This is a genomic window from Fodinibacter luteus (assembly GCF_039541575.1).
GTDB lineage: Bacteria > Actinomycetota > Actinomycetes > Actinomycetales > Dermatophilaceae > Fodinibacter > Fodinibacter luteus.
On the sequence record NZ_BAABGM010000024.1, the window covers coordinates 129,577 to 154,112 of the forward strand.

Below are 24,536 nucleotides of genomic sequence, written 5' to 3' on the forward strand. Positions count from 1 at the left end.
GTCCGAGGCGGCCACGGACGTCTCAGGGAGACAAGGAGCCCGCCTTGGCGAGATTCATCATCCGACGCCTCATCCAGATGGTGGGAGTCGTCATCGTGCTCTCCCTCCTCCTGTTCTTCTGGCTGCGCTCCCTGCCCGGTGGGACGGTCTCGGCCATCCTCGGCGAGCGGGCGACCCCGGAGAGCCGCGCCGCCCTCTCGGCGGCGCTGGGCCTGGACGACCCGATCCACGTCCAGTACCTCAAGTTCGTCCAACGGGCGCTGCAGGGCAACTTCGGCGCCTCGACCGCCGTCCTGCCGGGGCGCGACGCCCTCGACATCTTCACCACGCGGCTGCCGGCCACGATCGAGCTCAGCATCTGTGCCATGGTCATCGCCGTCGTCTTCGCGATCCCCCTCGGCTACCTCGCCGCGAAGCGGCGTGGGACGACGTTCGACAACGGCACCGTCGTGCTCTCGCTCATCGGGGTCGCCGTCCCCGTCTTCTTCCTCGCCTTCCTCCTGAAGTACTGGTTCGCCGTGGAGACCCCGCTCTTCCCCGTCTCCGGACGCCAGGACTCGGCGCTCGGCTGCACGAGGGTCACCGGCTTCTTCGTCCTGGACGGCATCCTGACCCGCGAGTTCGACTGCTCGGCCGATGCCCTGAGGCACCTGGTGCTGCCCGCGATCGCGCTCGCCACCATCCCCTTCGCGGTGATCTTCCGGATCACCCGGGCCTCGGTGCTCGACGTCCTCGACGAGGACTACGTCCGCACCGCCGAGGCCAAGGGGCTCACGATGCAGACCATCCGCGGACGTCACGTCATGCGCAACGCCCTGCTGCCCGTCATCACGACGATCGGCCTGCAGACCGGTGGCCTGCTCGCCGGCGCGGTGCTGACCGAGACGGTGTTCAACTTCGGTGGCATCGGCTCGACCCTGTTCCAGGCCTTCTCGCAGCGGGACTACGCCGTGCTCCAAGTGCTCATCATCGCGGCGGCCGTCATCTACGTCATCGTCAACCTCATCGTCGACATCTCGTATGCCGTCATCGACCCGAGAGTGCGCACCCGATGAGCCCCGCCAACCCCTTCGACCGGCGCAAGCAGCGCATCGACGACCTGGCCGCCGGCTCGGCGCGCCCGTCCGGCCGCGGCACGGCATCCGGCGGCGCAGCGGTCGCCGTCGACGACGCGGGCGCCGTCGACGAGTCCCCGGGCGTCTCCCTCATCGCGAGTGCGTGGAGGCGGCTGCGCCGTGACCCGGTGTTCCTCGTGGGCGCCGCGATCACCATCGCCTTCATCGTGCTCGCGGTCATCTCGCCCTGGATCGCCCCGCACGACCCGGACGCACGGCTGCTCATCGACCAGGTGCGCCGGCAGTCCAACCCGATTCCCGGCCCCCAGCCCGGCTTCCCCCTCGGCGGCGACGACAAGGGCCGCGACCTGCTCTCCCGGCTCCTCGTGGGAAGCCAGCAGACCCTCATCGTCGGCGTGGCCGCCACCCTGCTGGGGCTGGCCGGTGGGCTCGTCCTCGGCATCCTGGCCGGGGCCATCGGCGGCGGCGTCGACTCGTTCGTCATGCGCGCGGTCGACGTGCTCCTGTCCATCCCCTCCCTCCTCCTCGCCGTGTCGATCGCCGCCCTGGCGCGCGAGCCGAGCCAGTGGACGGTCATCGTCGCCATCGCGGTCGTCCAGGTGCCGGTCTTCGCGCGGCTGCTGCGCGGCTCCATGCTCGCCCAACGGTCCAGCGACCACGTCCTCGCCGCCCGCGCCCTGGGCGTCAAGCGGCGTGCCATCGTCTTCCGCCACATGCTCCCGAACTCGCTGGGGCCGGTCATCGTGCAGACGACACTCGTGCTCGCGACGTCGATCATCGACGCCGCCGCGCTGTCCTTCCTCGGCCTGGGCAACCCCGACGACGCCAAGCCCGAGTGGGGCCAGATGCTCGGTCGGGCCCAGCAGTACATCATCGAGTACCCCCACCTCGCGGTCTACCCGGCCCTGTGCATCATCCTCGTCGCGCTCGGCTTCACCCTCATGGGTGAGTCGCTGCGCGAGGCCCTGGACCCCAAGAGCAGGAAGTGAGCCGCCGATGACCGCCACGGCGACCCCACCCCCCACGACCTCACCCGGCGAGGAGCCGCTGCTGTCGGTGCGCGACCTGCGCGTCACGTTCACCCGCCACGGCGAGGAGCCGTTCACCGCCGTCGACGGCGTCAACTTCGACGTCCGCCCCGGCCAGACCGTCGGCCTCGTCGGCGAGTCCGGCTGCGGCAAGTCGGTCACCTCGCTGGCGATCATGGGCCTGCTGCCCCGGCGCGGCAACCGGGTCGAGGGCGAGGCGTCGTTCGAGGGCACCAACCTCCTGGCCCTCGGCGAGAAGGAGATGCGCGAGCGCCGCGGGCGCGACATCGCGATGATCTTCCAGGACCCGCTCTCCTCCCTGAACCCCGTGGTCCCCGTGGGCCTGCAGGTCACCGAGGTGCTCGAGCGGCACCGGGGGATGTCGCGCAAGGCGGCGCAGCCGCTGGCCCGCGACCTCCTCCAGCGGGTCGGCATCCCCGACCCGGACCGGCGCCTGAAGGACTACCCGCACCAGATGAGCGGGGGCATGCGCCAGCGCGCGCTCATCGCGATGGCGCTGGCGTGCGCCCCGCGCCTGCTCATCGCCGACGAGCCGACGACCGCCCTGGACGTCACGATCCAGGCGCAGATCCTCGCGCTGCTCAAGGAGCTCGTGCAGGAGACCGGCACCGCCCTCGTCATGATCACCCACGACCTCGGTGTCGTGGCGGGCCTGTGCGACGAGGTCAACGTCCTGTACGCCGGTCGCATCGTCGAGCGCGGGAAGCGGCACCCGCTGTTCGCCGAGCCCCGGCACCCGTACACGAACGGCCTGCTCGGCTCCATCCCCCGGCTGGACGCGCCGCGCGGGGAGCCCCTGACGCCGATCCCCGGGTCCGTCGCCGACAACCTCCCGTGGGACAGCGCGTGTGCCTTCGCGCCGCGCTGCCCGAACCGGGTCGAGGCGTGCACGACCATCACCCCGGCCCTCGAGGAGCACGCCGGCCGGGCACTGCGCTGCCACAACCCCGTGAGGTGACCCGATGACAGACACCGCGACCGCTCCCGTCCCCACCCCGTCCTCCGGCACCGACGTCCTCGTCGACGTGCGCGGTGTCAAGGTGCACTTCCCCATCAAGCGGGGCGTCATCTTCGACAAGGTCATCGGCCACGTCTACGCCGTCGACGGCGTCGACCTGCAGATCCGCCGCGGCGAGACCTACGGGCTCGTCGGGGAGTCCGGGTGCGGCAAGTCGACCCTCGGCAAGGCGATCCTCAACCTCGAACCGCCCACCGAGGGCAGCGTCGTCATCGACGGCACCGACATCGCCTCGCTGCAGGGGGAGGAGCTGCGGCGCCGGCGCAAGGACATCCAGATGGTCTTCCAGGACCCGATGAGCAGCCTCGACCCGCGCCAGTCGGTCGAGTCGCTGCTCGTCGAGGGCATGCGCGCCCACGGGCTCGACACCGACGGCGCCGCGACGAAGAAGCGCCTGCGCGAGCTGCTCGCCGCCGTCGGCCTGCCCCCGGCGGCCCTCATGAAGTACCCCCACGAGTTCTCCGGCGGTCAGCGCCAGCGCATCGGCATCGCCCGGGCGCTCTCGGTCGAGCCGAAGCTCATCGTCGCCGACGAGCCGGTCAGCGCGCTCGACGTCTCGGTGCAGGCGCAGGTCATCAACCTGCTGGACGACCTCCAGGAGGAGTTCGACCTGACCTACCTCGTCATCGCGCACGACCTGGCGGTCGTGCGGCACATCAGCGACCGGATCGGCGTGATGTACCTCGGCGGGATGGTCGAGGAGGCCACGGCCGACGACCTCTACGCCCAGCCGCTGCACCCCTACACGCGGGCGCTGCTGTCGGCCGTGCCGGTGCCCGACCCGCTCGTCGAGGACGCCCGGGAGCAGATCCTGCTCACCGGCGACCTGCCCTCGCCGTCCAACCCCCCGTCCGGGTGCCGGTTCCACACGCGGTGCCCGTGGCGTCAGGAGACCCGCTGCGACTCGGAGCGCCCGCCGCTGCGCGTGCTCGACCTGCCCGGCATGCCGGCGACCCACAAGGTGGCCTGCCACTTCGCCGAGGGCATCGAGCGGGGCGAGATCCGTCCGCACACGGTGACCCCCGTGCTCGTGGAGCCCATGGACGACGGGCTCGGGGACGACCCCTTCATGGGTCCGGCGTCGGTGACCGAGGTCCTCTGACGGTCCGGTGGACCACAATGGGCGCATGAGCCGACTGCTGAGCGACGACGAGGTGTCCACGCAGCTGCGCGAGCTGCCGGGCTGGCGGCGAGAGGGCGACGCCCTCGTCGCGACGGTCGAGGCACCCGACTTCCCTGCCGCGATCCGGATCGTCGACGCGGTGGCCGACGAGGCGGAGCAGATGAACCACCACCCCGACATCGACATCCGGTGGCGCACCACCTCCTGGCTGCTCACCACCCACGACGCGGGCGGGCTCACCCAGCTCGACATCGAGCTGGCCCACCGCATCAGCGCCGCCGCCCGCACGCACGGGGCCACCCTCGGTGCCTGACCCGGCATCCGGCGTCGTCCCCGGCCACGACGAGGCCCACGGCGGCTCCTACGCCGCCCGCCTCAACGCACTGCGGGCGGGGGTGCTCGGCGCCAACGACGGCATCGTGTCGACGGCCGGGCTCGTCATCGGCGTCGCCGCTGCGACGACCGACACCGGCGTGCTCCTCACCGCAGGGCTCGCCGGGCTGGCCGCGGGGGCGATGAGCATGGCCGTCGGCGAGTACGTCTCGGTGAGCACCCAGCGCGACAGCGAGCAGGCCCTCATCGCCAAGGAGGTCCGCGAGCTGCGCGAGGAGCCCGAGGCCGAGCTCGCCGAGCTCGCCGGCATCTACGCCGCCAAGGGCCTGTCCCCCCGCCTCGCCCGCGAGGTCGCCGTCGAGCTCACCGCCCACGACGCGCTCGCGGCGCACGCGGAGGCCGAGCTCGGCATCGACCCCGACCACTACACGAACCCCTGGCACGCGGCCTGGGCGTCCTTCGTCGCCTTCACGCTCGGTGCGCTGCTCCCCCTCCTCGCGATCGTGCTGCCGCCGGTGGGCTGGCGGGTGCCGGTCACGGTCGTCGCCGTCGTCCTCGCGCTCGCCGGCACCGGCTGGCTGAGCGCCCGGCTCGGCGAGGCGGACGCGCGCCGCGCGACGGTGCGTGTCGTCGTCGGCGGCCTGCTCGCCATGGCCGTCACCTACGCCATCGGCGCCCTCGTCGGCACGCAGGTCGGGTGACCGGCGTGCCGGCCCGGCTCCTCGTCGTCCAGCACGAGCCCGACGCCCCCGTGGGCTGGCTCGGCGAGTGGTGGAGCGAGCTCGGGCTCGACCTCGACGTCGTGCGCGGCGACCTCGGCGAGCCGATCGCCGACGCCTGGGGCGGCCACGGCGAGGATGCCGGGCACGACGGCCTCGTCGTCCTCGGCGGTGCGATGGGGGCCGGCGACGACGCCGTCGCCCCGTGGCTCGCCGCGACCCGGGGGCTGGTCGCCGACGCCGTCGCGCGCGGCGTCCCCACCCTCGGGGTGTGCCTCGGTCACCAGCTCGCGTGCGTCGCCCTCGGCGGCCGGGTCGGCCGGAACCCCGCCGGTCGCACGACGGGGCTCGTGCCGGTGCGCCTCACCTCCGAGGGTGCGTGCGACCCGCTGCTCGCCGGGCTCGACGGGCTCGTCGCGGTGCACCACAACGACGACGTCGTGCTCGACCTGCCGCCGGGTTCGACGGTGCTCGCGACCCTGCCCGACGGCCGCCCTCAGGCGGTGCGGCTCGGGCCGACCGCGTGGGGTGTCCAGTTCCACCCGGAGACCTCGCCCGAGGTGTTCGGGTCGTGGCTGCGGTGGGACTCCCCCGACGGGCTGACCGGCGAGCAGGAGCAGCTGCTCGCGAGCGTCGGCGCGGCCCGCGAGACCCTGCGCGCGTCCTGGCAGCCCCTCGCCGAGCGCTTCGCCGCCCTCGTCGTGGACGACGCCGCGCAGGACGCCGCGGACGACGCCGCGGTGCGGAGCACGGGTCGTGGCAGCGCCGGCGCTGCGTCGCCCGTCACCCCCTGAGGCCAGCGACGCACGACCGGCGCTAGCATCGGGTCGGCGGGTCCCGCACCCCGTGGTCGACCCAGCCGTGACGGAGCAACGGCATGAGCGCATCGACCTCGGCGGACCCCCGCGAGCGCATCCTCGTCCTGGGTGCCGCGGGCCGCGACTTCCACGACTTCAACCTCATGTACCGGGACGACCCCGGTGTCGAGGTCGTCGCCTTCACGGCGACGCAGATCCCCGACATCGACGGGCGCACCTACCCGGCCGAGCTCGCGGGCCCGCTCTACCCCGCCGGCATCCCGATCGTCGACGAGGCGAACCTCGAGCAGCTCATCGCGCGCGAGCGGGTCGACACCGTCGTCCTCGCGTACTCCGACCTCGCCCACACCCAGGTCATGCACCTCGCGTCTCGGGTCATCGCGGCCGGGGCGGACTTCGTCGTCCCGGGTGCGCGCCGCACGACGTTGCGCTCGCGGCGCCCGGTCGTCGCGGTGACGGCCGTGCGCACCGGCGTCGGCAAGAGCCAGACGACCCGCTACGTCGCCGGCCTGCTGCGCGAGCAGGGGCTGCGCGTCGTCGCGGTGCGCCACCCGATGCCCTACGGCGACCTCGCCGCTCAGGCCTGCCAGCGCTTCGAGACGCACGACGACCTCGTCCGGCACGAGTGCACCATCGAGGAGCGCGAGGAGTACGAGCCGCACATCGACGCCGGGGTCGTCGTCTACGCCGGGGTCGACTACGCGCGCATCCTGCGCGAGGCCGAGGCCGAGGCCGACGTCGTGCTGTGGGACGGCGGCAACAACGACCTGCCCTTCTACGCCCCCGACCTGCACATCGTGCTCGCCGACCCGCTGCGCCCGGGCGACGAGGCGGCCTACCACCCCGGCGAGGCCAACGTGCGGATGGCCGACCTCGTGCTCGTCGCGAAGTGCGACAGCGCCCGGCCCGAGGACGTCGCGGCCGTCGAGGCGTCGGTGCGCACGCTCAACCCCCGGGCCGAGGTGCTGCGCTGCGACAGCCCGGTGACCCTCGACGATCCCGCGGCCGTTGCGGGGCGGCGGGTCGTCGTCGTCGAGGACGGCCCGACCCTGACCCACGGCTCGATGAGCTTCGGGGCCGGCGTCGTCGGCGCCAAGGATGCCGGTGCCGAGTCCGTCGTCGACCCCGCACCGTACGCGGTGGGGTCGTTGGCCGACACCTACGAGCGCTACCCGAACGCGCGCGGCATCCTGCCGGCGATGGGGTACGGCGAGGCGCAGACCCGCGACCTCGAGGCGACGATCCGGGCGATGGTCGTCGCCGGTGTCGTCGACGTCGTCGTGTCCGGCACCCCCGTCGACCTGACCCGGGTCGTCACGGTCGACGTGCCGCTCGTGCGCGCGCGCTACTCGCTCGCCGAGCAGGAGCCCGGCCGCCTCGAGGCGGCGCTGCGCAGGGCGCTCGACCGCTGACGGCGTAGCGCCGGCCGCGACCGACCGGCATCCGAGTTCTCACCGGTCCGCGGCGGCTCAGTGCGTGGGGGTGTGGCCACGCAGCGCGGCGAAGAGCACCGGGGCGAGGTCGCTCTCGCGGACGTCCTCGAGCGAGACCGGGCGGCCGTCGGGGCCCGCGAGGGGGATCCGCCAGTTCGGGTACTCGTCGTTCGTGCCCGGCTGGTTGACCGCCCGCCGGTCGCCGACGAGGTCCGCGAGGGCGACGGCGAGCATCCGGCTCGGGGTGAGCGCGAGCCACCGGTGCAGCGCCTCGATGACCGCGTCGACACCGGCGCCGGGCCGGAGCAGGCCGCGCTCGACGCAGGCGTCACGCAGCCGGGCGATGGACGCCTCCTCCTGGGCGCGCTCCTCCTCGACCGGGCGGGTCAGCAGGCCGAGCTGCTCGCGGATCGCGACGTGCTCGAGCGAGAGGTAGCCGGCCGACGGTGGCAGGTCGTGCGTCGTGACGGTCGACAGGCACAGGTCGCGGTAGTGCTCGGGTGGCCTGGGCCGGTCGTCCTCCCACTCGAACCACAGGATCGAGGTTCCGACGAGACCGCGCTCGCTCATGTAGTCGCGCACGTGCGGGGCGACGACGCCGAGGTCCTCGCCGATGACGACGGCGCCGGCCCGCTCGGCCTCGAGGACGAGGATGCCGAGCAGCGCCTCGTGGTCGTAGTGGACGTACGTGCCGTCGGCGGGCCGGCCCCCGGCAGGGATCCACCAGAGCCGGAACAGGCCGATGATGTGGTCGACGCGGATGCCGCCGGAGTCGCGCAGGACGGTGCGCACCATGTCGCGGAAGGGCGCGTAGCCGAGCTCGGCGAGCCGGTCGGGTCGCCACGGCGGCTGGCTCCAGTCCTGCCCGAGCTGGTTGAACTGGTCGGGCGGGGCCCCGACGGTGACGCCCCGGGCCAGGGCGTCGCCGAGGCCCCAGGCATCGGCGCCGAACGGGTGCACGCCGACGGCGAGGTCGTGGACGACACCGAGCGGCATCCCCGCTCCACGAGCCTCCTGCTGCGCCGTGGCGAGCTGCTGCTCGAGGAGCCACTGCAGCCACCGGTGGAAGTCGACGGCGTCGGCGTGGCGCTCGCGGAAGGTCGCGACCGCCGTGCTCGTGGGGTCCTGCAGCTCCTCGGGCCACTGCACCCACGGCAGGCCGTGCACCTCGGCGAGGGCGCACCACGTGGCGTAGGTCGTCAGGCCGTCGCCCTCGCGCTCGCAGAACTCGGCGAACGACCGTTCCCGCCGCGCCGTGAGACCGACGTCGAAGACGAGCCGGAGGGCCTCCCGCTTGGCGGCCCACGCGGCATCCCGGTCGATGGTGTCGAGCTCGTCGAGGCCGCGCGCGGTCGTGGCGAGCTCGGCGACCCGTCGGAAGGCGGCGTGCTCGAGCCGGGCGAGCTCGGGCACGTCCTCGACGCGCAGGTAGAGCGGGTTGACGAAGCGCCGGGTCGTCGGCAGGTACGGCGAGGGCTCGACGGGTGGGACCGGCTCGGCCGCGTGGAGCGGGTTGATGAGCACGAAGTCGGCGTCGTGCGCGGCGGCCGCCCACGTCGCGAGGTCGGCGAGGTCGCCGAGGTCGCCGACGCCCCACGACTCGGCCGAGCGCACTTGGTAGAGCTGGGCCATGAGGCCGACGACCCGGCCCTGCGCCACCGCCGGCGGCAGCCGGAGCCGCTCGGGCGTGACGACGAGCGTGGCCTCGGTGGTGCGCGGGTCGAGCGCGCTGGTGTCGAGGCGCGCGACGAGGCGGTGCCACCCGGCGGGCAGGTCGCCGGGGAGCTCGAAGGTGGCCTCCCCCACCATCGTGCCGTCGACGTCGCGCTCGGGCACCCACCGGTCGACCTGGCGCGCCTCGCGCCGGGTCCCGTCCTCGAGGTGGATCTCGAGCCGGATGCCGGTGCCGGCGGCGACGTGGGTGTACACCCAGGGCGTCCAGCCCTCCCGGGCCACGACGGTGGCCGGCAGCGTCCGGCGCCAGGGCGCGAGCTCGACGTCGGTGAGGGCACGCTCGACGGCGTCGTCCCCCTCGGCGTCGACGCCCAGGGCCGTGAGCACCGCCCGGATGCTCGAGGCGGAGACCGTGACGTGCTGGCCCTGCCAGTCCCAGTACTCCGTCGCGACGCCGTGGGCGTGGGCGAGATCGACGAGCCGGGGCGGCGGGGCGACGGAGACCATGGGGGTCATCCTGCCGTGCCGAGCGGCAGGCTCAGAACTCGTCCCGCCACGAGTGCTGCGGGTCGTAGCCGAGCACCCTGCGGGCCCGCTCGATCGAGAGCAGCGTGTCGTGCTCGCCGACCTCCCCGCGCACCTCGACCCCGGGGAACTCCGCCGCGAGCAGCTCGGCGTTCGAGCGCGCCATGACGGTGTCGGGCGAGGCGATGACGAACCGGTCGAAGCCCGGCACGGTGTGCCCGAGCGCTCGCTCGACGGCCTGCGCCCCGTCCCGCCCGTCGATGTACCCCCACAGGTTCCACCGGCGCAGCGCGGGGTCGGCGTCGAAGGACGGGAACCGGGCGTAGTCCTCGACGTCCATGACGTTGGAGAAGCGCAGCGCGGTGACGGACAGCTCGGGGTGCCAGCGGCACAGCTCGACCGCCATCGTCTCCTCGAGGTGCTTGCCGAGCGAGTAGACCGACTCCGGGCGGGCGGGGTACTCCTCGTCGACGGGGACGTACGGCGGCGGGGTGTCGAACGGCAGCCCGAGGACCGTCTCGCTCGAGGCCATGACGACCTTCGTCAGCCCGAGCCGGATGGCGGCGTGCAGCACGTTGAAGGTGGCCACCATGTTGTTGGCGAACGTCGCGGCGTCCGGGGCCAGCCCGGGCGCGGGGATCGCCGCGAGGTGCACGACGGCATCCGCGGCGGGCTGCTCGCCGTGCACCCCGCCGAGCGCGTCGACGACCTGCCCGTAGTCGGTGAGGTCGACCGCGATCCAGCCGGTCCAGCGCTCGCCTGCGGTGTCGAGGACGACGACGTCGTGTCCGCTCCCCCGCAGCCGCTCGACGACGTGCCTGCCCAGCTTGCCCGACCCACCGGTCACCGCGATGCGCATGCCCCGAGCGTAGGCCCCGAGCGGATGCCGTGTCGGTGGCCGTGGCGGTGGACGTGTCGGCGATGGTCGGCATGATGGGTGCGTGTCGACGATCGTGTTCCTCCACGCCCACCCCGACGACGAGGCCTCCCAGACGTCCGGTTCGATGGCCCGGGCCGTCGACGAGGGCCACCGCGTCGTCGTCGTCTTCGCCACCGACGGCGACCACGGCGAGGCCCCCGCCGACCTCGCTCCGGGCGAGACGGTCGTCGACCGTCGTCGGCTCGAGGCCGAGGCGTCGGCCACTGCGATCGGGCTGCACCGCGTCGCCTGGCTCGGCTACGCCGACTCGGGGATGACGGGCTGGGAGCAGAACGCGCACGAGCGCGCCTTCGTCACCGCACCCCTCGACGAGGCCGCCGGGAGGTTCGCCGCCCTCCTCGACGAGGAGGACGCCGACGTCGCCGTCGGCTACGACTGGCACGGCAACTACGGCCACCCCGACCACGTGCGCGTCCACGCGGTGCTCCACCGCGCCGCCGACCTGGCTCGACGGCGTCCGCGGGTGCTCGAGGCCACCTTCAACCGCGACGCCATGCGGCGGCTCGCCGAGGCGGCACGCGCGGCCGGTGCGCCCGACGCCGACTCGTTCGACCCCGACCAGCCCATGGACGACGGCAACCCGCTCGGAGAGCCGGAGTCCGCGCTCCACTGGCGGGTCGACGTCACCCCGTGGCTCGAGCGCCGCCGGGCCTCGTTGCAGGCACACGTGAGCCAGACGACCGACGTCGGGATGATGCTCGCGATGCCGCCCGAGGTGTTCGCGGTGTTCTTCGGCCACGAGCACTACGTCGAGCCCGGTCGGGAACCGGGGATGGTCGAGGGGTGGCCGTTCGGGGGGTGAGGCGCGGGCGCCGGAGGGGCTATCGCACGACGACGACGACGCGACCGGCGTGCTCGACGACGCGCCGGCTCACCGACCCCAGGAGCAGGCCGCGGAACCCGCCGAGCCCTCTGCTGCCGACGACGACGAGGTCGGCGTCCAGCTCGGCGGCCGTCTGGGCGATGACCTTCGCCGGGGTTCCGTGGCGCACCTCGACGGTGACGTCGACCCCGGGGTGGCGGGCGACGACGGGGTCGACGACGTGGTGGCCCCGGGCGGAGTAGCGCTGCTCGACCGCCGCCCAGCGCTCGCTCCCCGGCTCGGTGACGACGACGCCGTCCTGGACCTCGAGGTTCCACCCGACGACGCAGGTGACAGCCGCGCCGCTCGCCCGCGCCGTGCTCACCGCGAGCTCGACGGCGTGGGCGCTCGCCTCGCTGCCGTCGACGCCGACGACGATCCTGCGCAAGGTGGTGACCGCCGTGTCAGCCGGGACGACGGCGATCGGGCACCTGGCGTGGGCGACGACCGGGAGCGCCACGGAGCCGAGGAGGATGCGGTCGAGCAGGCCCCGGGCAGGGGCGCCGACGACGACGAGGCGGGCCCCCTCGGAGAGCCGCACAATGGCCGCAGCGGCCGGCCCCCAGGGGACGTTCGTCGCGATGTCGAGGTCGCGGTGGCGCCTGCGGGCGCGCTCCGCCGCGGCACCGAGGAGCTGGTGGGCGCTCTCGTCGAGGTGCTCGGCCAGGCTCGGGGACCCGGAGGCGATCGCCTCGTACGGGGTGAGCTGCACACCGGGGTCGATCGCCGTCACGAGGCGCAGCGGGGCATCGGTGCGGGCGGCCTCGTCGGCGGCCCAGTCGAGGACGGGTCCGTCGGCCGACGAGCCGTCGAGCGCGACGAGAACCGCGCCGGCCACGACGAGAGCCTCCTCGCCCCGACCGTCCGACGAGTCCGCGGGAGGGGGGCCACTGACCACGTTGTCCGCCATGCCTCCATGATCCTCCAGTCGCTCGGGGCGCGCCCCGCCGCCCCCGGTCTGTTCTCTCACACCGCGGCCACGGTGGCCCTCGTCGGCGGACACTGGGGGCATGGGTGCGGCAGCGGACGGGCCACGTGACGCCGAGGACCTCCTCGCCGGCAGCGACCTCGGCCTGGCCGTCCTCGCGCGGGTGCGCTCGGCGCTCGCCCCGCACCCCGGCGCCACCGAGCGCACGACGCGCAGCCAGGTTGCGTTCCGCGGTCGACGGGGGTTCGCGTACCTGTGGCGCCCGCGGCAGTACCTCGGGGATGCCGCGGCGGAGGTCGCGCTGTCCCTGGCCCTCCCGTACCGGGTCGAGTCGCCCCGGTGGAAGGAGGTCGTGCACCCGGCGCCGACGACGTGGATGCACCACCTCGAGGTCGGCTCGCCCGACGACGTCGACGACGAGGTCGTCGGTTGGCTGCGCGAGGCGGCAGGCGCCGCGGGCGCCTGAGTGATGCACGCGCGCACCCCGACGGGGCCCGTTCGGCGGCGCTGGCTCCCGACGCGTCGCACATCTCGCTTGTCGTCCCGAGGGTGCCCTGACAGGCTCACGCCATGCCATCCGCCGTGGACCCGCCGTTCGACCAGCTCCTCGCGACCGCGGAGGAGGTGGCCCGGACCCGGCCCGAGGTCGACCCCGAGATGGCCCGAGAGGTGTTCCTCGAGGCGGCCACCCTGCTGCACAACGGCCTCGCCCTCGACGGCCTCGACGAGCACGACGCGAGTGCCGTCGTGGCGGGGCTGTGCGTCGACCTGGTCGCCGATGACCCCGGTGCCGCGGTGCGGGCGCGCTCGCAGGAGGCGCTGGAGGCGCCGGGCGGCCTGCACGACCCCGGGGCTGTCGCCGCCTCCTACCTCGTCTCGGCCAGGATCCTCCAGCTGTGATCCCCGGCGGGCCGCGGGGCATCATCGCGATGCACGGTGCGCGCTCGGCCGAGCTCCATGGGTCGCGTTCGGCACTCGTGCGGACGTGTGCGAACAGACTGCGGACCGTCTCATCTGCTCGCCATGGCGTCCTCGAGGCAAGGGTTGGTTGAGCGGCCAACCAAGAACCCGCGAGCGCCGTCTGGGCGAGCAGGACCTCGGTCTTCCGGCGAACGTCAGCCGTGTTCCGGGCCGACCGCCCTCGAGCTCAAGGTCAAGGGCGGACAGCTGGCTTGGTCGAGCGCCCAGCAGGACGGAGAGGTCCCGGAGGCGACGATCTGGATCCATCGCTTCTCTGACGACTCTGCCTCCGCGTGGGGCCGGGCGGCCCAGGAGTACCGCCTTGAACGTGCCGCCGAAGACCTCTTGGACCCTCATCGAGCTGGTGCGCAGGAAGACCCGCGCTCCGAGAGTTCACCTGGTGGCGCACTCAATGGGCGGCCTCGTCTGCCGCAGCATGATCCAGAAGGCCATCCCCGAGCGAGGGAGAAGGCAGAGCAGTACGTTGACAGGCTCTTCACGTACGCCACCCCCCACGGGGGTATCGAGTTCGACGTCGGGTTCGGCCTGTTGAGAAGATCCGCGACCGGTTCGGCATCAACGGGGCCGACATCTTCGGACCGGAGCGCATGTGGGAGCACCTCAACCCCGCGGGTCCGGACCGCCCCCGGAGAACTGGGGTCCCAGGGAGATCCCCGACACACCATTCGCGACGAACCGGGTCTTCACCCTGATCGGCACCAATCCCGAGGACTACGACGTCGCCGGCGGTCTCTCTCCCAAGCCGTGGGCGTCAAGAGCGACGGACTGGTCCAGATCGAGAACGCCTACGTCCCCGACGCCAAGTCCGCGTTCGTGCACCGCAGCCACTCCGGCCGGTACGGCATCGTGAACTCCGAAGAGGGCTACCAGAACATGCGCCGCTTCCTCCTGCCGGTGACACTGCGCGACGACGCACCCACCGGTCCTCCGCTCGATGATGAGGACGCGGCACCCCGCAGATGGGTCGAACGGATCCCCTACCCGGCCCCGCCCGCAAGGTCTTCGGCCCGAACGCCGTGCTGCGGCTCACTGTGCGAGACCGCGACGGTCACGCCGCCGAAACACTCGCCGCCCCCTCCGACACGTAGCCATTCGGAGCAAGGAGGAGGGCGCATCTCCTCGGCGCCTGTCGTTTCACACCGCATGGAACTCGACTCGGTGGACGAGAGTGTCGTCGTGGATCGGCCCGCAGTGAGCCGCCGATCCGCAGTGCCTCACGATCGATCTCCCCTGATGGGACCACGTCGTCCTCGGTCACGGCCAAGAAGGGCAGCACCTCGAGCGAGTCGCCCTCGATGATGAGGCCGGCGACAGGGTAGCGCCCACCAACCTTGGCCTGCGCTCGGCTCCGCAGCCGGATCGAGGCCGTCACGTCGCCGCGTGCCACCGCGTCGCGAAGGTCTCGACTGAACATCCCCCCGAACGGTAGGCCGCGTCGGATCCCTGCGTGTCGCGGCGCCCCGCGGGCAGTCGATCCTCGCGCCAACGGAAGTCAGGGATTCTTCGCCTGAACCCGGGTCACCTCGCGACCGAATGCCGTGAATCGACGCCGTGCACCCAGTCGTCGGTGCGGAACAGCGCAGTGACGACGACCGAGGATCCACCGCGCACCACCGCCGCGAGCCCCCGCGCTGGTGTACACGTCGGTCCGGCCCGCAGCTCGCCGGTGAGCAGCGCGTCTGCTCCCGGCGGGACACCCAGTTGAGCCATTGACCCCCGCTGAACCTGGGGGGACCCTGTGGAACAGTGGTTGTCCTTCGGTGGGCAGCCTGGATGGACGGGGTTGCGCATGCGGAAAATCGTCTATACGGGCAACGGTACGGTTCCAGTCGACAGCGGCCTACCTCACGTGGGCCGGATCTTCGGGATCGATGACGCTGGGGACCTGCGGTACTTCCGATACGTCGGCAACGGGCAGAAGAACCCTACGGGTGCGCACCGTGCCGAGGATGGTACGCCTTCGTGGGATGGGAACACCGGCAACCCAATTGGTCGCGGGTGGCAAGGATTCCTGCATGTCCTCGGGTGCGGTGACGGCGTCATCATGGCCGTCCGAGAAAACGGGGATCTCCTGTGGTACCGGTACGACGGAGACGGCACGGCCGACCAGACCGGGGCACTGGGCTGGGACCCCGGCAGCGGCGCAACCATAGGAAACGGCTTTCAGAGTTTCGTCCACCTGTTCGCCAAGCCGGCCGAGGGAATGACGACCCGCCCGATGGCCCAGCTCTTCGGCGTCGACCCCAACGGTGATCTGCGGTGGTACGGGTATCGCGGCAACGGCGAGCCCGACCCCAGCGGAGTGAAGGGCTGGCACCCCAACTCAGGGAACGTCATCGGTAATGGCTGGGCTGACTTCCAGTACATCGTCGGCACCAGCGACGTGTTCGCGGTCAAGCCTGATGGCGCCCTCCACTGGTACCGATACAACGGCGACGGCACCGCCGACCGCAGTGGTGCGACCGGCTGGGACTCCAGGTCCGGAAGCCAGGTAGGTCGAGGATGGCAGGGTATGCGCATGGTCACCGGCGGTACCGTCGATTCGGGTGGGCGAGGCACGGTGCTCTTCGCCGTGGACCAGGAGGATCGCCTCCTGTGGTATCGGTACGACGGCCACGGCGAACCGGATCCCACAGGTGCCCTTGGCTGGAACCCACGCTCCTCTACCCAGATTGGCAGGGGTTTCTGATTCCACTGACGGCCGGTCGGTGCTGGTATCCGCGGGTTCCGAAGACCCGAACCTGGTCGGTTCGGTCGGGCCGACCGGCCTGATGTGCCTGGCCGAGCGCGCTGGTTGGCACACCCTATTGCGGCACAACTGGGCATGCCCTCGCCGAACGCCGCGGTGCAAGCGGCCGCGGTCGCCGCCGGGATGCCCGCCGGCGCCGACTCCATCGACAACCTAGTGGTGCTGGGCCACGCTCGGAAATGGCTGAGGCAACGGAGACTGGGGTGGGGTGGCTACGAGAGCGGGTAGTGACGCCTGCGGCCAGCGTCCCTTCCGGCACGCACATCACCGTCCTGCGACCGCCGGAGATCACCCGCGGTGAGTGACCAGATGCTCGCCCACTCGCACCCGCGTCATGGCCGCCAGTCCGTCTCCCGAGCGCACCTCACGCTGATGTCCGGATGGCCGGAGCGTCCTCGCGTGTAGTGCCGCTTCACTCGCCGCCGACCGGCTGTCATGCTCGTTCGAGGTGAGGGGACGATGACAGTGGACCAGGCTCTGGAGGCGGCCCGTGCGGCGTACGGGCGGCACGACTGGGCTGTGGCGCGGCAGGGGTTCCGGGCGGCGGGGGAGCTCGGTACTGAGGACCTGGGGTCTTTGGCGACCGCCTGCTGGTGGCTGGGCGAGGTGGAAGAGTATGCCGTCGCCACCGCCGAACTGCACCGGCAGCTCCTGGGGCTCGGTCGAGCGGTGGAGGCCGCGTTGGCCGCGTTCGAGCTGGGCTACACCGAGGTCGTGCGCGGCCGTGAGGGCGTCGGCGTCGGGTGGATGGCCCGGGCACGTCGGCTTCTCGAGGAGCAGCCGGAGGCGCCGGAGTGGGGGTTCGTGCTGGCGGCCGATGCCCAGCAGGCACTGGTGGAAGGGGACCTCGACACCGCGGGCCGGCTGGCCCGTGAGGCGCTCGCACTGGGCGAGCGGCATGGTCTGTCGACGGTGGTGGCGCTGGCCCGCTTTCTCTGTGGATGCGTGGCTGTGCACCAGGGGCGGACTGCCCAAGGATTGCGTGACGTTGACGAGGCGATGCTGCCGGTGCAGGCCGGGGAGGTGGACCCCGAGTGGGTGGGGTCGCTCTACTGCGACACGATGTCGCTTTGCTTCGAGCTATTGGACCTTCCCCGCGCGCAGCGTTGGACCACGCTGACCGAACGCTGGCTCGAGGGTCACACCCCCGCCGTGATGTTCACCGGGATCTGCCGGGTCCACCGGGCCCAGCTGCGGGTCGTGAGCGGGGAATGGGTTCGTGCTGAGGTGGAGGCTCGGCAGGCGGCGGCAGACCTGGAGACCCTGGACGTCGCGGTCGCGGGAGAGGCGCACTACTGCATCGGTGAGCTGCACCGGCTTCGGGGGCAGCTCGTGGCCGCGGGGGCGGCGTACCGACATGCCCACGAGCTGGGCCGGGACCCGCTGCCCGGAATGGCGCTGCTGTGCCTGCAGCGAGGTCGCAGGCAGGTCGCTGCCTCCATCCTCGATGCGGCGCTGGCCGCGCAGCCCAGGCCACTGCTCCGGGCGCCGTTGCTCGCTGCACGGGTGGAGGTGTGCCTGGCGGGGGACGACCCCGGCGGCGGGGCCGCATACCTCGACGAGCTCGCCCTGATCGCCGATGCCCACGCCAGCCCCGGATGGCGGGCCGAGGCGCTGCGCTGGTCCGGAGCGAGCCTGCTGGCGCGGGGCCGGGCCGCCGAGGCGGTCGGCGAGCTGCGAGAGGCGCAAGCCAGGTGGCGGCGGATGAAGGCGCCGTACCAGGTGGGCCGCATCGCGCTCGACCTCGCCGTCGCCTACGAGGCGCTGGGCGACCAGGACACCGCCCGCCGGGAGCAGGAGAGCGCCGTGGCCGTGCTGACGAGCCTGGGCGTACCGCACGGGTCCTCGCCGGATCTGGTCGGACTGACGCCGCGTGAGCTGGAGGTGCTCACCGCGGTCGCAGACGGGCGCAGCAACCGGGAGAGTGCCCGCGCCCTGCACATCAGCGAGAGCACGGTCGCGCGGCACTTGGCCAACGTCTATCTCAAGACAGGTTCGGCCTCGCGGACCGCCGCTGTGGCCTGGGCCCGGGAGCGCGGCCTGATCTGACGCCGCCCGCCGGTTTGCTGCCCCGGGCGAGCCGCCACCTACACAGCGTCTGCACACTTCTGTCGATGTGCCCCGCCCCCGGCGTCCCTAGCGTCGATGGTGTCCGCACGACGACGACGAAGGAGCAGACCATGTCTCTCGACACGGCACCCCACCCGCAGTCCAGGTACCCAGACCAGACCACCGCGACTGGTCAGGGGCTGGACCCAGACAGGGTGCAGGAGTTCGCCAGCAACCTGTTCGGTGCATTGGCCGCCGGTTCGACGGCCTTGATGGTCAGCATCGGGCACCGGACCGGGCTCTTCGACGCGCTGTCGGGGCTGCCAGCGTGCACCAGCCCTCAGGTCGCGGCCGCAGCAGGGCTGCACGAGCGCTACGTCCGCGAGTGGCTCCACGCGATGACCACCGCGCGGGTCGTGGAGCACAACCCCACGGATGACAGCTTCCGGCTTCCGGCTGAGCACGCCGCGGTGCTCACCCGAGAATCTGGGCCAGACAACCTGGCCGCGCTGATGCAGTTCCTGCCGCTGATGGCCGAGGTGGAAACCGACGTGGTGGGCTGTTTCGCCGAGGGCGGCGGGGTGCCTCACGCTCGCTACGGCCGGTTCCACGACGTGATGGCCGAGCTGAGCGCCAATACCAACGACGCCGCACTGCTTGATCGGGTCGTGCCACTGGTGCCGGGCCTGCAGGACCGGCTGAAGCGGGGCATCCGAGGAGCCGACGTCGGCTGCGGCCAGGGCCACGCCGTCAACCTGCTGGCCCGGGCGTTCCCGGCCAGTACGTTCGTCGGCTACGACTTCTCCGAGGAAGCGCTCACGGTCGCACGTGCCGAGGCGCAGGACTGGGGCCTGGGTAACGCCCGCTTCGAGGTACGCGACGTCACGAGCCTGGACGGCACCGGAACCTTCGGACTCATCACGGCCTTCGACGCCATCCACGACCAAGCGCACCCCGCCACAGTGCTGAAACAGATCCAGACACATCTGGACCGCGACGGGGCCTTCCTCATGGTCGACGTGCATGCATCAAGCGATGTCGAGGCGAACCTGGACCTACCGTGGGCCCCCTTCCTCTACGCCATCTCCACCATGCACTGCATGACCGTCTCGCTCTCACTGGGCGGTGACGGGCTCGGCACGGCCTGGGGCGCGGAGCTGGCCCTGCAGATGCTGGCAGACGCCGGGTTCGGCGACGTCTCGGTTCAGCGGCTCCCAGAGGACGTCATCAACAGCTACTTCGTGGCGCGGATGTGAGCGGCCTTCGGTGATGCCCCGGTGCCACTCCGCCATCGGATGAGTGCGTGTCTTGACGGCGACAGGTCGCGGTAAATCCTGTGGTCACCTCACTCGCCGATGAGCGGTGTCGGAGCTCCATGACGGCCGCCTGGCACGGCACCTCCATCGCCGCCCCACCTCCGGCTCCATGAGCCGAGGGTCACGAAGCAGAGCGTCGCCGGTCACGTCCGCTGGGGGGTCACGGTCGCCGACGGTGACTTCCGCATGCAATACTTAGGCAGATGGCTAAGTATCACGTCGAGCTCGACGCCGTGCTCCGTGCTCTCGCGGATCCGACGCGCCGGACCGTGGTGGAGCGCCTCGCCAAGTCGCCGGCCGTCGTGTCGGAGCTCGCAGCACCGTTCTCCATGGCGTTGCCGTCGCTCATGCAGCACCTGCGCATCCTCGAGGACGCCGGAGTGGTCACGTCCGAGAAGAACGGACGTGTCCGCACCGTGAGTCTGCGACCTGGTGCCCTCGACGTTCTCCACCTGTGGCTCGGGGAACAACGCACCCCGGCCGAACGCCAGGCCGACCGGCTCGGCATCCATCTGACCCGCACCACCGCGAAGGAAACCTGACATGACCCGCGTCCGCATCGACCTGAACCTCTCGCTGGACGGCTACGCCTCGGGCGACCAGACCTTGGAGAACCCGATGGGCGAGGACTGGCAGCGCCTCACCGCCGCCTACGGCTCGACCCGCACATTCCGTGAGCGCGTCCTCGGCGACACCAGCGGCACCGGCACGACCGGGATCGACGACCGGTACGCCGACGCGTACTTCGAGGGCGTCGGCGCCGAGATCATGGGCGCTGCCATGTTCGGCCTGCACTCATTCCCGGACGACCCGGGCTGGAAGGGGTGGTGGGGTGATCAGCCACCGTTCCGAGCGCCCGTCTACGTCCTCACCCACACGGCACCGCGTCCGTCGATCCCGATGGAGCGGGGAACGACCTTCCACTTCCGCAACGCCGCGATCGAGGACGTGCTCGCCGAGGCGGTCGAGGCCGCCGACGGGTCTGACGTGCGCGTCGGGGGTGGCGTCAGCACGGCGCGGGACTTCCTTCGCGCCGGCCTGGTCGACCAGCTGCACGTCGCGATCGCCCCAATCCTGATCGGCCGGGGCACCCGACTGTGGGACAACCTTCGCGGCCTCGAGCTCACTCACCAGGTCACGGCGGAAGTGGCCGAGAGCGGCACGATCCACGTCACCTTCTCGCGATAGGACGCTGCCCATGACGATCGAACGCCGACTGGCCCGCGCCGGATTCACCCTGACCCGTGACTACCCCGCTCCCATCCGGCGTGTCTGGGACGCCTTTGCGGAAGAGGAGCAGAAGCTCGAGTGGTTCGGCGCCGGCGACACCTTCGAGTCCGGGGAGTGGGCCTTCCAGTTCCGTGTCGGAGGTCGCGATGTCGCCGAGGGCAGGTTCCACGACGGCCCCGTCTCGCGGTACGAGGCCACGTACACCGACATCGTCGAGCACGTCCGCATCGTCACGACATATGACATGTGGCTCGACGGGTTCCACATGTCGACGTCGCTGGCGTCGTTCGAGTTCGAGCCGACCGCTGAGGGCACTCGGTTCACGCATATCGAGCACGGCGTCTTCTTCGACCAGTTCGAGGCCGACGCGCCGAACCGCGAGGACGGCAGCCGAGGCCTACTCGAGGTGCTGGCCGACTACCTCGCGTGACAAAGCCGCGAAACGTCCGACCATCGGCATGAGCGCGAAGTCGGGGTGAGTCTCGGCGCCGCCAGCCGACCGCTGAGTTGGCTTGGGGCGTCCGGCATCGCGTCCGTAGATCCGCCCGTCACGCGATGGTCGCGGCGCTCGATGGTTCGTGGTGGGTGCAGGGCTGGCGGGGTCGGAGCCCGGCTTGTACGTGGGTTAGAAGTCCTCGTGTTCTCCGGCGCGCACCAGCCCCGATTCGTAGGCTGCGACCACTGCTTGCACTCGGTCGCGCAGTCCGAGTTTTGCGAGCACCCGCGCCACGTGGGTCTTCACGGTCTCCATGGCCACGAACAGTTCGGCTGCGATCTCGGCGTTCGACCGACCGCGCGCGATGAGGACGAGCACCTCACGCTCCCGCTCGGTCAGCCGGTCGTACCCAGGTGGGGGCGCGGTGCGGCCATTGCGGGTGAACTGTTCGATGAGGCGGCGCGTGATGCTCGGGGCGAGCAGTTCCTCGCCTCGGGCGGCGGCACGGACGCCACCGACGAGTTGGGCGCGGGGGGCGTCCTTGAGCAGGAACCCGCTGGCCCCGGCGATCAGGGAGTCGTACACCAGCTCGGACCGGTCAAACGTCGTGAGCATCACCACTCGGGTTGGCCCGCCAGCGGTGATCAGGCGGGTAGCGGCGATACCGTCGAGCACCGGCATCCGGACGTCCATGAGCACCACGGCGGGTGCCAGCCGGCGAACCATGTCGACTGCATCGGCTCCGTCTGTCGCCTCCCCGACGACCTGGATGTCGGCCTCGGCCTCGAGGATCGCGCGGAGCCCGGTGCGAACCAGGTCCTGGTCGTCCGCGAGCACCACAGTGGTCATGCCAGTACCCCGATCCCGGGCAGCGTCGCACTCACGCGGAAGCCCTCACCGGACGGGCCCCACGACATGGTGCCGCCGCGACGGGACACCTCCTGAGCCAGGGTGGCCAGACCGGTGCCGGCACCCAAACCGCCTTCGGGTGGGGCATTGGGGCCCTCGTCGAGCACCGACAGCCGCAGGACGTCGCTGGTAGCTACCTCGATCCGCACCGAGGACGAGGGGGCGTACCGACTGGCGTTGGTCAGTGCCTCGCGCAGTACGCGGGCGGCCATGCTGCGAGTCTCCGGAGGCAGCTCGTCCATCCTGCCGGTCACCCTCACCTGGGGGCTCAGCCCGACTCGCCGCGCCTGCGCGGTCAGGCCGGCGACCCCCAGCTCGCCGTCCTCGGCCAGGTGTCCCAACCCGTCGCGCAGCTCGTGCAGGGTGCTGCGGGCAGCGTCGAGGACCGTGTCGAGCGTGCCCTCGCCAGGTCGCACCTGACCGGCTGAGGCCTGCAGGCAGATGACGGTCATCGCGTGGGCCACGGTGTCGTGCAGCTCGCCCGCCAGCTCGTTGCGCTGCTCGGCGACCGCCAGGCCCACCTCCACCTCGCGCCCGCGCTCCAGCTCCACAACGGCGGCGACCAGCTCGGCCGCGCGCTGGCTCCAGCCCGCCGATACCACGCCCACGCCGACGGCGGTCCCGGTGAATGCCAGCATCGGCACGAGCGCGGCCGGGTCGGCCAGGCCACCGGGGTCGGCCCATGCGAGCAGCGCCAGGGCGCCCAGGACCACGGCGGCACCCGCGATGCGTCGCCCGCCGCGACCGTGGGCACCCACCACGTACCCACACACCAACACCGCAAGGATGGAGGTGACCATCACCGTTGGTGGGGTCAGCCACACCGCCATCACGGTCAACCCGCTCAGGGTGAGGGCGCACGCGGTCAGCGGGTGTTGCCGCCGGATGATGAGCGGGGCGGCTGCGAGCAGGGCGACCAGGACGTTGAGCAGCGCAGGCCCCTGCGCCTGTGGGGAGACCACCGATTCCACGGCGAGCACTGCACCGACTCCTGCGCCGAGCGCGATGTCTGCGACCCCCACTGGTTCCGGGAGGGCCGGGGTCCGCGCCGGCTCGCGCCAGTTCGTCTCGGACTCGTCCCGCAGCGAGCCGAGCACTCCGCGCAGCTCATCGAGGCTCGCGCGCGCCGCGCCCTCGATGTCCGCCAGCGCCCGGCGCATCTCCGCATCCTCTGCCCCCACCGCGCTCTCAGCCCGCACCGCGATCGCAGCCACCTGCTCGCTGAAGCCCCGGTACAGCAGCACCTGCAGCCGGTTGCGCTCCTCGAGCCGCGCACGGCGCACCTCCGCCCCGCGCTGCGCCTCGAGCAGGCCGGCGACCCGTCGCAACTCCCGAACCTGATCGGATCGCCCCTGCACCACTGCGCCCGCAAGCGCCGGAGCCCCCACGCACAAGAGGGAGAACATGAAGTCGTCCGGCACCGGGTGGACCCCCGGGTCCGCGACCTGGTGCGCCCATGTGAGAACCGAGGCCGCAACCAGCCCAGCACCCAGGGCGACCGGCCACCGACAGGTCAGCCCGACGAGGTAGCCGGCCACAGCCGACCCCAGGACGACAATCGGTGTGCCCACGAGGACACCACCGCGCAGCGCGTCAGCGAGCTGCAGCACGACCACACTGAGCAGCAACACGACAGCGGCGACAGCGCGGGGCATGTTCTGAGGCTAGGCGAGTGAGGATCACCGGGCATCCCTCTGGCGAGGGACGCCCGCATCCCCGCGCGACCGCAAGGCTGGTGGACATGGACACAACACGCATCGCCGTCATCGCTGCCGCCAGCGCCGTCGTCTCCTGGGCCCTGAAAGGTGTGGCCATCTGGGCCGCCGGAGGCCCCGGCAACAGCCCCCTTGAGGGGCCCCTCTTCTTCATCGGACTCGTATGCTTCGTCGTCGCGGTCTGTTCGTTCGCGATGTCCGTCGTCGGTCGACCCGAGTGGTGGGCCAAGGGTGCCGCGGTAGCTGGAGCGGTTATCACCGTCGCCGCCTTCGCTATGGTCTCTGGCCTTGCAGTGGACCAGCTCGCGACGACGGCCCATTGGGTGTGGGGCGAGATCACCCTGTGGCTGCCCGCGCTGGCCGTCCTCGCCGGCAGCTCCCGGTACGCCTCCCGGCAGTCGATGCGCACCGCCTGACGTCCCCCCGCGCCGGCGAGGGGGCACAGCCCACCCCACCGCACAATTGCTGCTCCTCGGGGCAACACTTCGCTGACTCGGGACGGAAGCCGGGCAGGCCACCTTCTCGGTGGCCGTCGGATGCGTCACAGCCGCCTGGCGCCCTCGGAATGCGAAAGCTGACTGGTGCGTCCTGGTCACCAGGCAAGCGCACCCTGCCTGCGCCCTTGACAAGAATAGTTGTCAAGGGCAGGGTGG

General features: G+C 71.9%; 23 protein-coding genes. 18 read left to right on the top strand and 5 right to left on the bottom strand.

Features of this window, described 5'->3' with window-relative positions; genetic code table 11:
• The first annotated feature begins 44 nt into the window (after positions 1-44).
• From ABD899_RS16790 to ABD899_RS16825, 8 genes are all read left to right on the top strand, one after another.
• Positions 45-1,055 (top strand): ABC transporter permease, encoded by a 1,011-nt coding sequence (locus ABD899_RS16790; protein WP_345208104.1) that lies wholly within the window; start codon positions 45-47, stop codon positions 1,053-1,055.
• Positions 1,052-2,065: an ABC transporter permease gene (locus ABD899_RS16795; protein WP_345208106.1), complete on the top strand. Its 1,014-nt coding sequence runs from the start codon at positions 1,052-1,054 to the stop codon at positions 2,063-2,065. Before ABD899_RS16790 ends, ABD899_RS16795 begins: the two co-directional genes overlap by 4 nt.
• Before the next feature lie 7 nt (positions 2,066-2,072).
• Positions 2,073-3,083 (top strand): ABC transporter ATP-binding protein, encoded by a 1,011-nt coding sequence (locus ABD899_RS16800; RefSeq protein WP_345208108.1) that lies wholly within the window; start codon positions 2,073-2,075, stop codon positions 3,081-3,083.
• A gap of 4 nt (positions 3,084-3,087) precedes the next feature.
• On the top strand, positions 3,088-4,245 hold the full coding sequence (locus ABD899_RS16805; RefSeq protein ID WP_345208110.1) for an ABC transporter ATP-binding protein: 1,158 nt from the start codon (positions 3,088-3,090) through the stop codon (positions 4,243-4,245).
• A gap of 25 nt (positions 4,246-4,270) precedes the next feature.
• A complete protein-coding gene (locus tag ABD899_RS16810) occupies positions 4,271-4,579 on the top strand; it encodes a 4a-hydroxytetrahydrobiopterin dehydratase (RefSeq protein ID WP_345208112.1) in 309 nt (102 codons plus the stop codon).
• Positions 4,572-5,300, top strand: coding sequence for a VIT1/CCC1 transporter family protein (locus tag ABD899_RS16815; RefSeq protein WP_345208114.1), 729 nt, complete (start codon positions 4,572-4,574; stop codon positions 5,298-5,300). The genes ABD899_RS16810 and ABD899_RS16815 overlap by 8 nt, the downstream gene beginning before the upstream one ends.
• On the top strand, positions 5,297-6,112 hold the full coding sequence (locus ABD899_RS16820) for a type 1 glutamine amidotransferase (protein ID WP_345208116.1): 816 nt from the start codon (positions 5,297-5,299) through the stop codon (positions 6,110-6,112). Before ABD899_RS16815 ends, ABD899_RS16820 begins: the two co-directional genes overlap by 4 nt.
• Positions 6,113-6,195: 83 nt before the next feature.
• Positions 6,196-7,548, top strand: a complete 1,353-nt coding sequence (locus ABD899_RS16825; RefSeq protein WP_345208118.1) for a cyclic 2,3-diphosphoglycerate synthase — start codon at positions 6,196-6,198, stop codon at positions 7,546-7,548.
• 57 nt (positions 7,549-7,605) lie between these two features.
• Here ABD899_RS16825 and malQ read toward each other — a convergent pair whose 3' ends face one another.
• Positions 7,606-9,750, bottom strand: coding sequence for a 4-alpha-glucanotransferase (malQ, locus tag ABD899_RS16830; RefSeq protein ID WP_345208120.1), 2,145 nt, complete (start codon positions 9,748-9,750; stop codon positions 7,606-7,608).
• A gap of 31 nt (positions 9,751-9,781) precedes the next feature.
• Positions 9,782-10,627 carry an NAD-dependent epimerase/dehydratase family protein gene (locus tag ABD899_RS16835; RefSeq protein WP_345208122.1) on the bottom strand — a complete coding sequence of 282 codons (846 nt, stop codon included), beginning with the start codon at positions 10,625-10,627 and terminating at the stop codon, positions 9,782-9,784.
• Positions 10,628-10,709: 82 nt separating this feature from the next.
• Between ABD899_RS16835 and ABD899_RS16840 the strand changes: the two genes are divergently transcribed.
• Complete coding sequence (locus ABD899_RS16840; protein ID WP_345208124.1) at positions 10,710-11,510, top strand: PIG-L deacetylase family protein; 801 nt, start codon at positions 10,710-10,712, stop codon at positions 11,508-11,510.
• Between the two features lie 19 nt (positions 11,511-11,529).
• On the opposite strand, the gene ABD899_RS16845 is transcribed toward ABD899_RS16840, so the two are convergent.
• On the bottom strand, positions 11,530-12,480 hold the full coding sequence (locus ABD899_RS16845; protein WP_345208126.1) for a universal stress protein: 951 nt from the start codon (positions 12,478-12,480) through the stop codon (positions 11,530-11,532).
• 100 nt (positions 12,481-12,580) lie between these two features.
• Between ABD899_RS16845 and ABD899_RS16850 the strand changes: the two genes are divergently transcribed.
• From ABD899_RS16850 to ABD899_RS16885, 8 genes are all read left to right on the top strand, one after another.
• Complete coding sequence (locus ABD899_RS16850; protein ID WP_345208128.1) at positions 12,581-12,964, top strand: DUF5655 domain-containing protein; 384 nt, start codon at positions 12,581-12,583, stop codon at positions 12,962-12,964.
• A 104-nt stretch (positions 12,965-13,068) separates the two neighbouring features.
• The gene (locus tag ABD899_RS16855; protein WP_345208130.1) at positions 13,069-13,398 is read left to right on the top strand and encodes a hypothetical protein; all 330 of its coding nucleotides are present in this window, start codon (positions 13,069-13,071) and stop codon (positions 13,396-13,398) included.
• 1,870 nt (positions 13,399-15,268) lie between these two features.
• Positions 15,269-16,168: a tachylectin-related carbohydrate-binding protein gene (locus ABD899_RS16860; RefSeq protein WP_345208132.1), complete on the top strand. Its 900-nt coding sequence runs from the start codon at positions 15,269-15,271 to the stop codon at positions 16,166-16,168.
• Positions 16,169-16,687: 519 nt separating this feature from the next.
• On the top strand, positions 16,688-18,277 hold the full coding sequence (locus tag ABD899_RS16865; RefSeq protein ID WP_345208134.1) for a LuxR C-terminal-related transcriptional regulator: 1,590 nt from the start codon (positions 16,688-16,690) through the stop codon (positions 18,275-18,277).
• Between the two features lie 131 nt (positions 18,278-18,408).
• Positions 18,409-19,533 carry a class I SAM-dependent methyltransferase gene (locus ABD899_RS16870; protein WP_345208136.1) on the top strand — a complete coding sequence of 375 codons (1,125 nt, stop codon included), beginning with the start codon at positions 18,409-18,411 and terminating at the stop codon, positions 19,531-19,533.
• 263 nt (positions 19,534-19,796) lie between these two features.
• Positions 19,797-20,135, top strand: coding sequence for an ArsR/SmtB family transcription factor (locus tag ABD899_RS16875; protein ID WP_345208138.1), 339 nt, complete (start codon positions 19,797-19,799; stop codon positions 20,133-20,135).
• 1 nt (position 20,136) lies between these two features.
• Positions 20,137-20,781: a dihydrofolate reductase family protein gene (locus tag ABD899_RS16880; protein WP_345208139.1), complete on the top strand. Its 645-nt coding sequence runs from the start codon at positions 20,137-20,139 to the stop codon at positions 20,779-20,781.
• A 10-nt stretch (positions 20,782-20,791) separates the two neighbouring features.
• On the top strand, positions 20,792-21,253 hold the full coding sequence (locus ABD899_RS16885) for an SRPBCC domain-containing protein (RefSeq protein WP_345208141.1): 462 nt from the start codon (positions 20,792-20,794) through the stop codon (positions 21,251-21,253).
• Between the two features lie 195 nt (positions 21,254-21,448).
• On the opposite strand, the gene ABD899_RS16890 is transcribed toward ABD899_RS16885, so the two are convergent.
• Positions 21,449-22,108, bottom strand: coding sequence for a response regulator (locus ABD899_RS16890; protein WP_345208143.1), 660 nt, complete (start codon positions 22,106-22,108; stop codon positions 21,449-21,451).
• Positions 22,105-23,784: a sensor histidine kinase gene (locus ABD899_RS16895; protein WP_345208145.1), complete on the bottom strand. Its 1,680-nt coding sequence runs from the start codon at positions 23,782-23,784 to the stop codon at positions 22,105-22,107. Before ABD899_RS16895 ends, ABD899_RS16890 begins: the two co-directional genes overlap by 4 nt.
• 125 nt (positions 23,785-23,909) lie before the next feature.
• On the opposite strand from ABD899_RS16895, the gene ABD899_RS16900 reads away from it, so the two are divergent.
• Entirely contained in the window at positions 23,910-24,299 is a 390-nt protein-coding gene (locus ABD899_RS16900; protein ID WP_345208147.1) for a hypothetical protein, read from the top strand.
• Positions 24,300-24,536 lie beyond the last annotated feature (237 nt).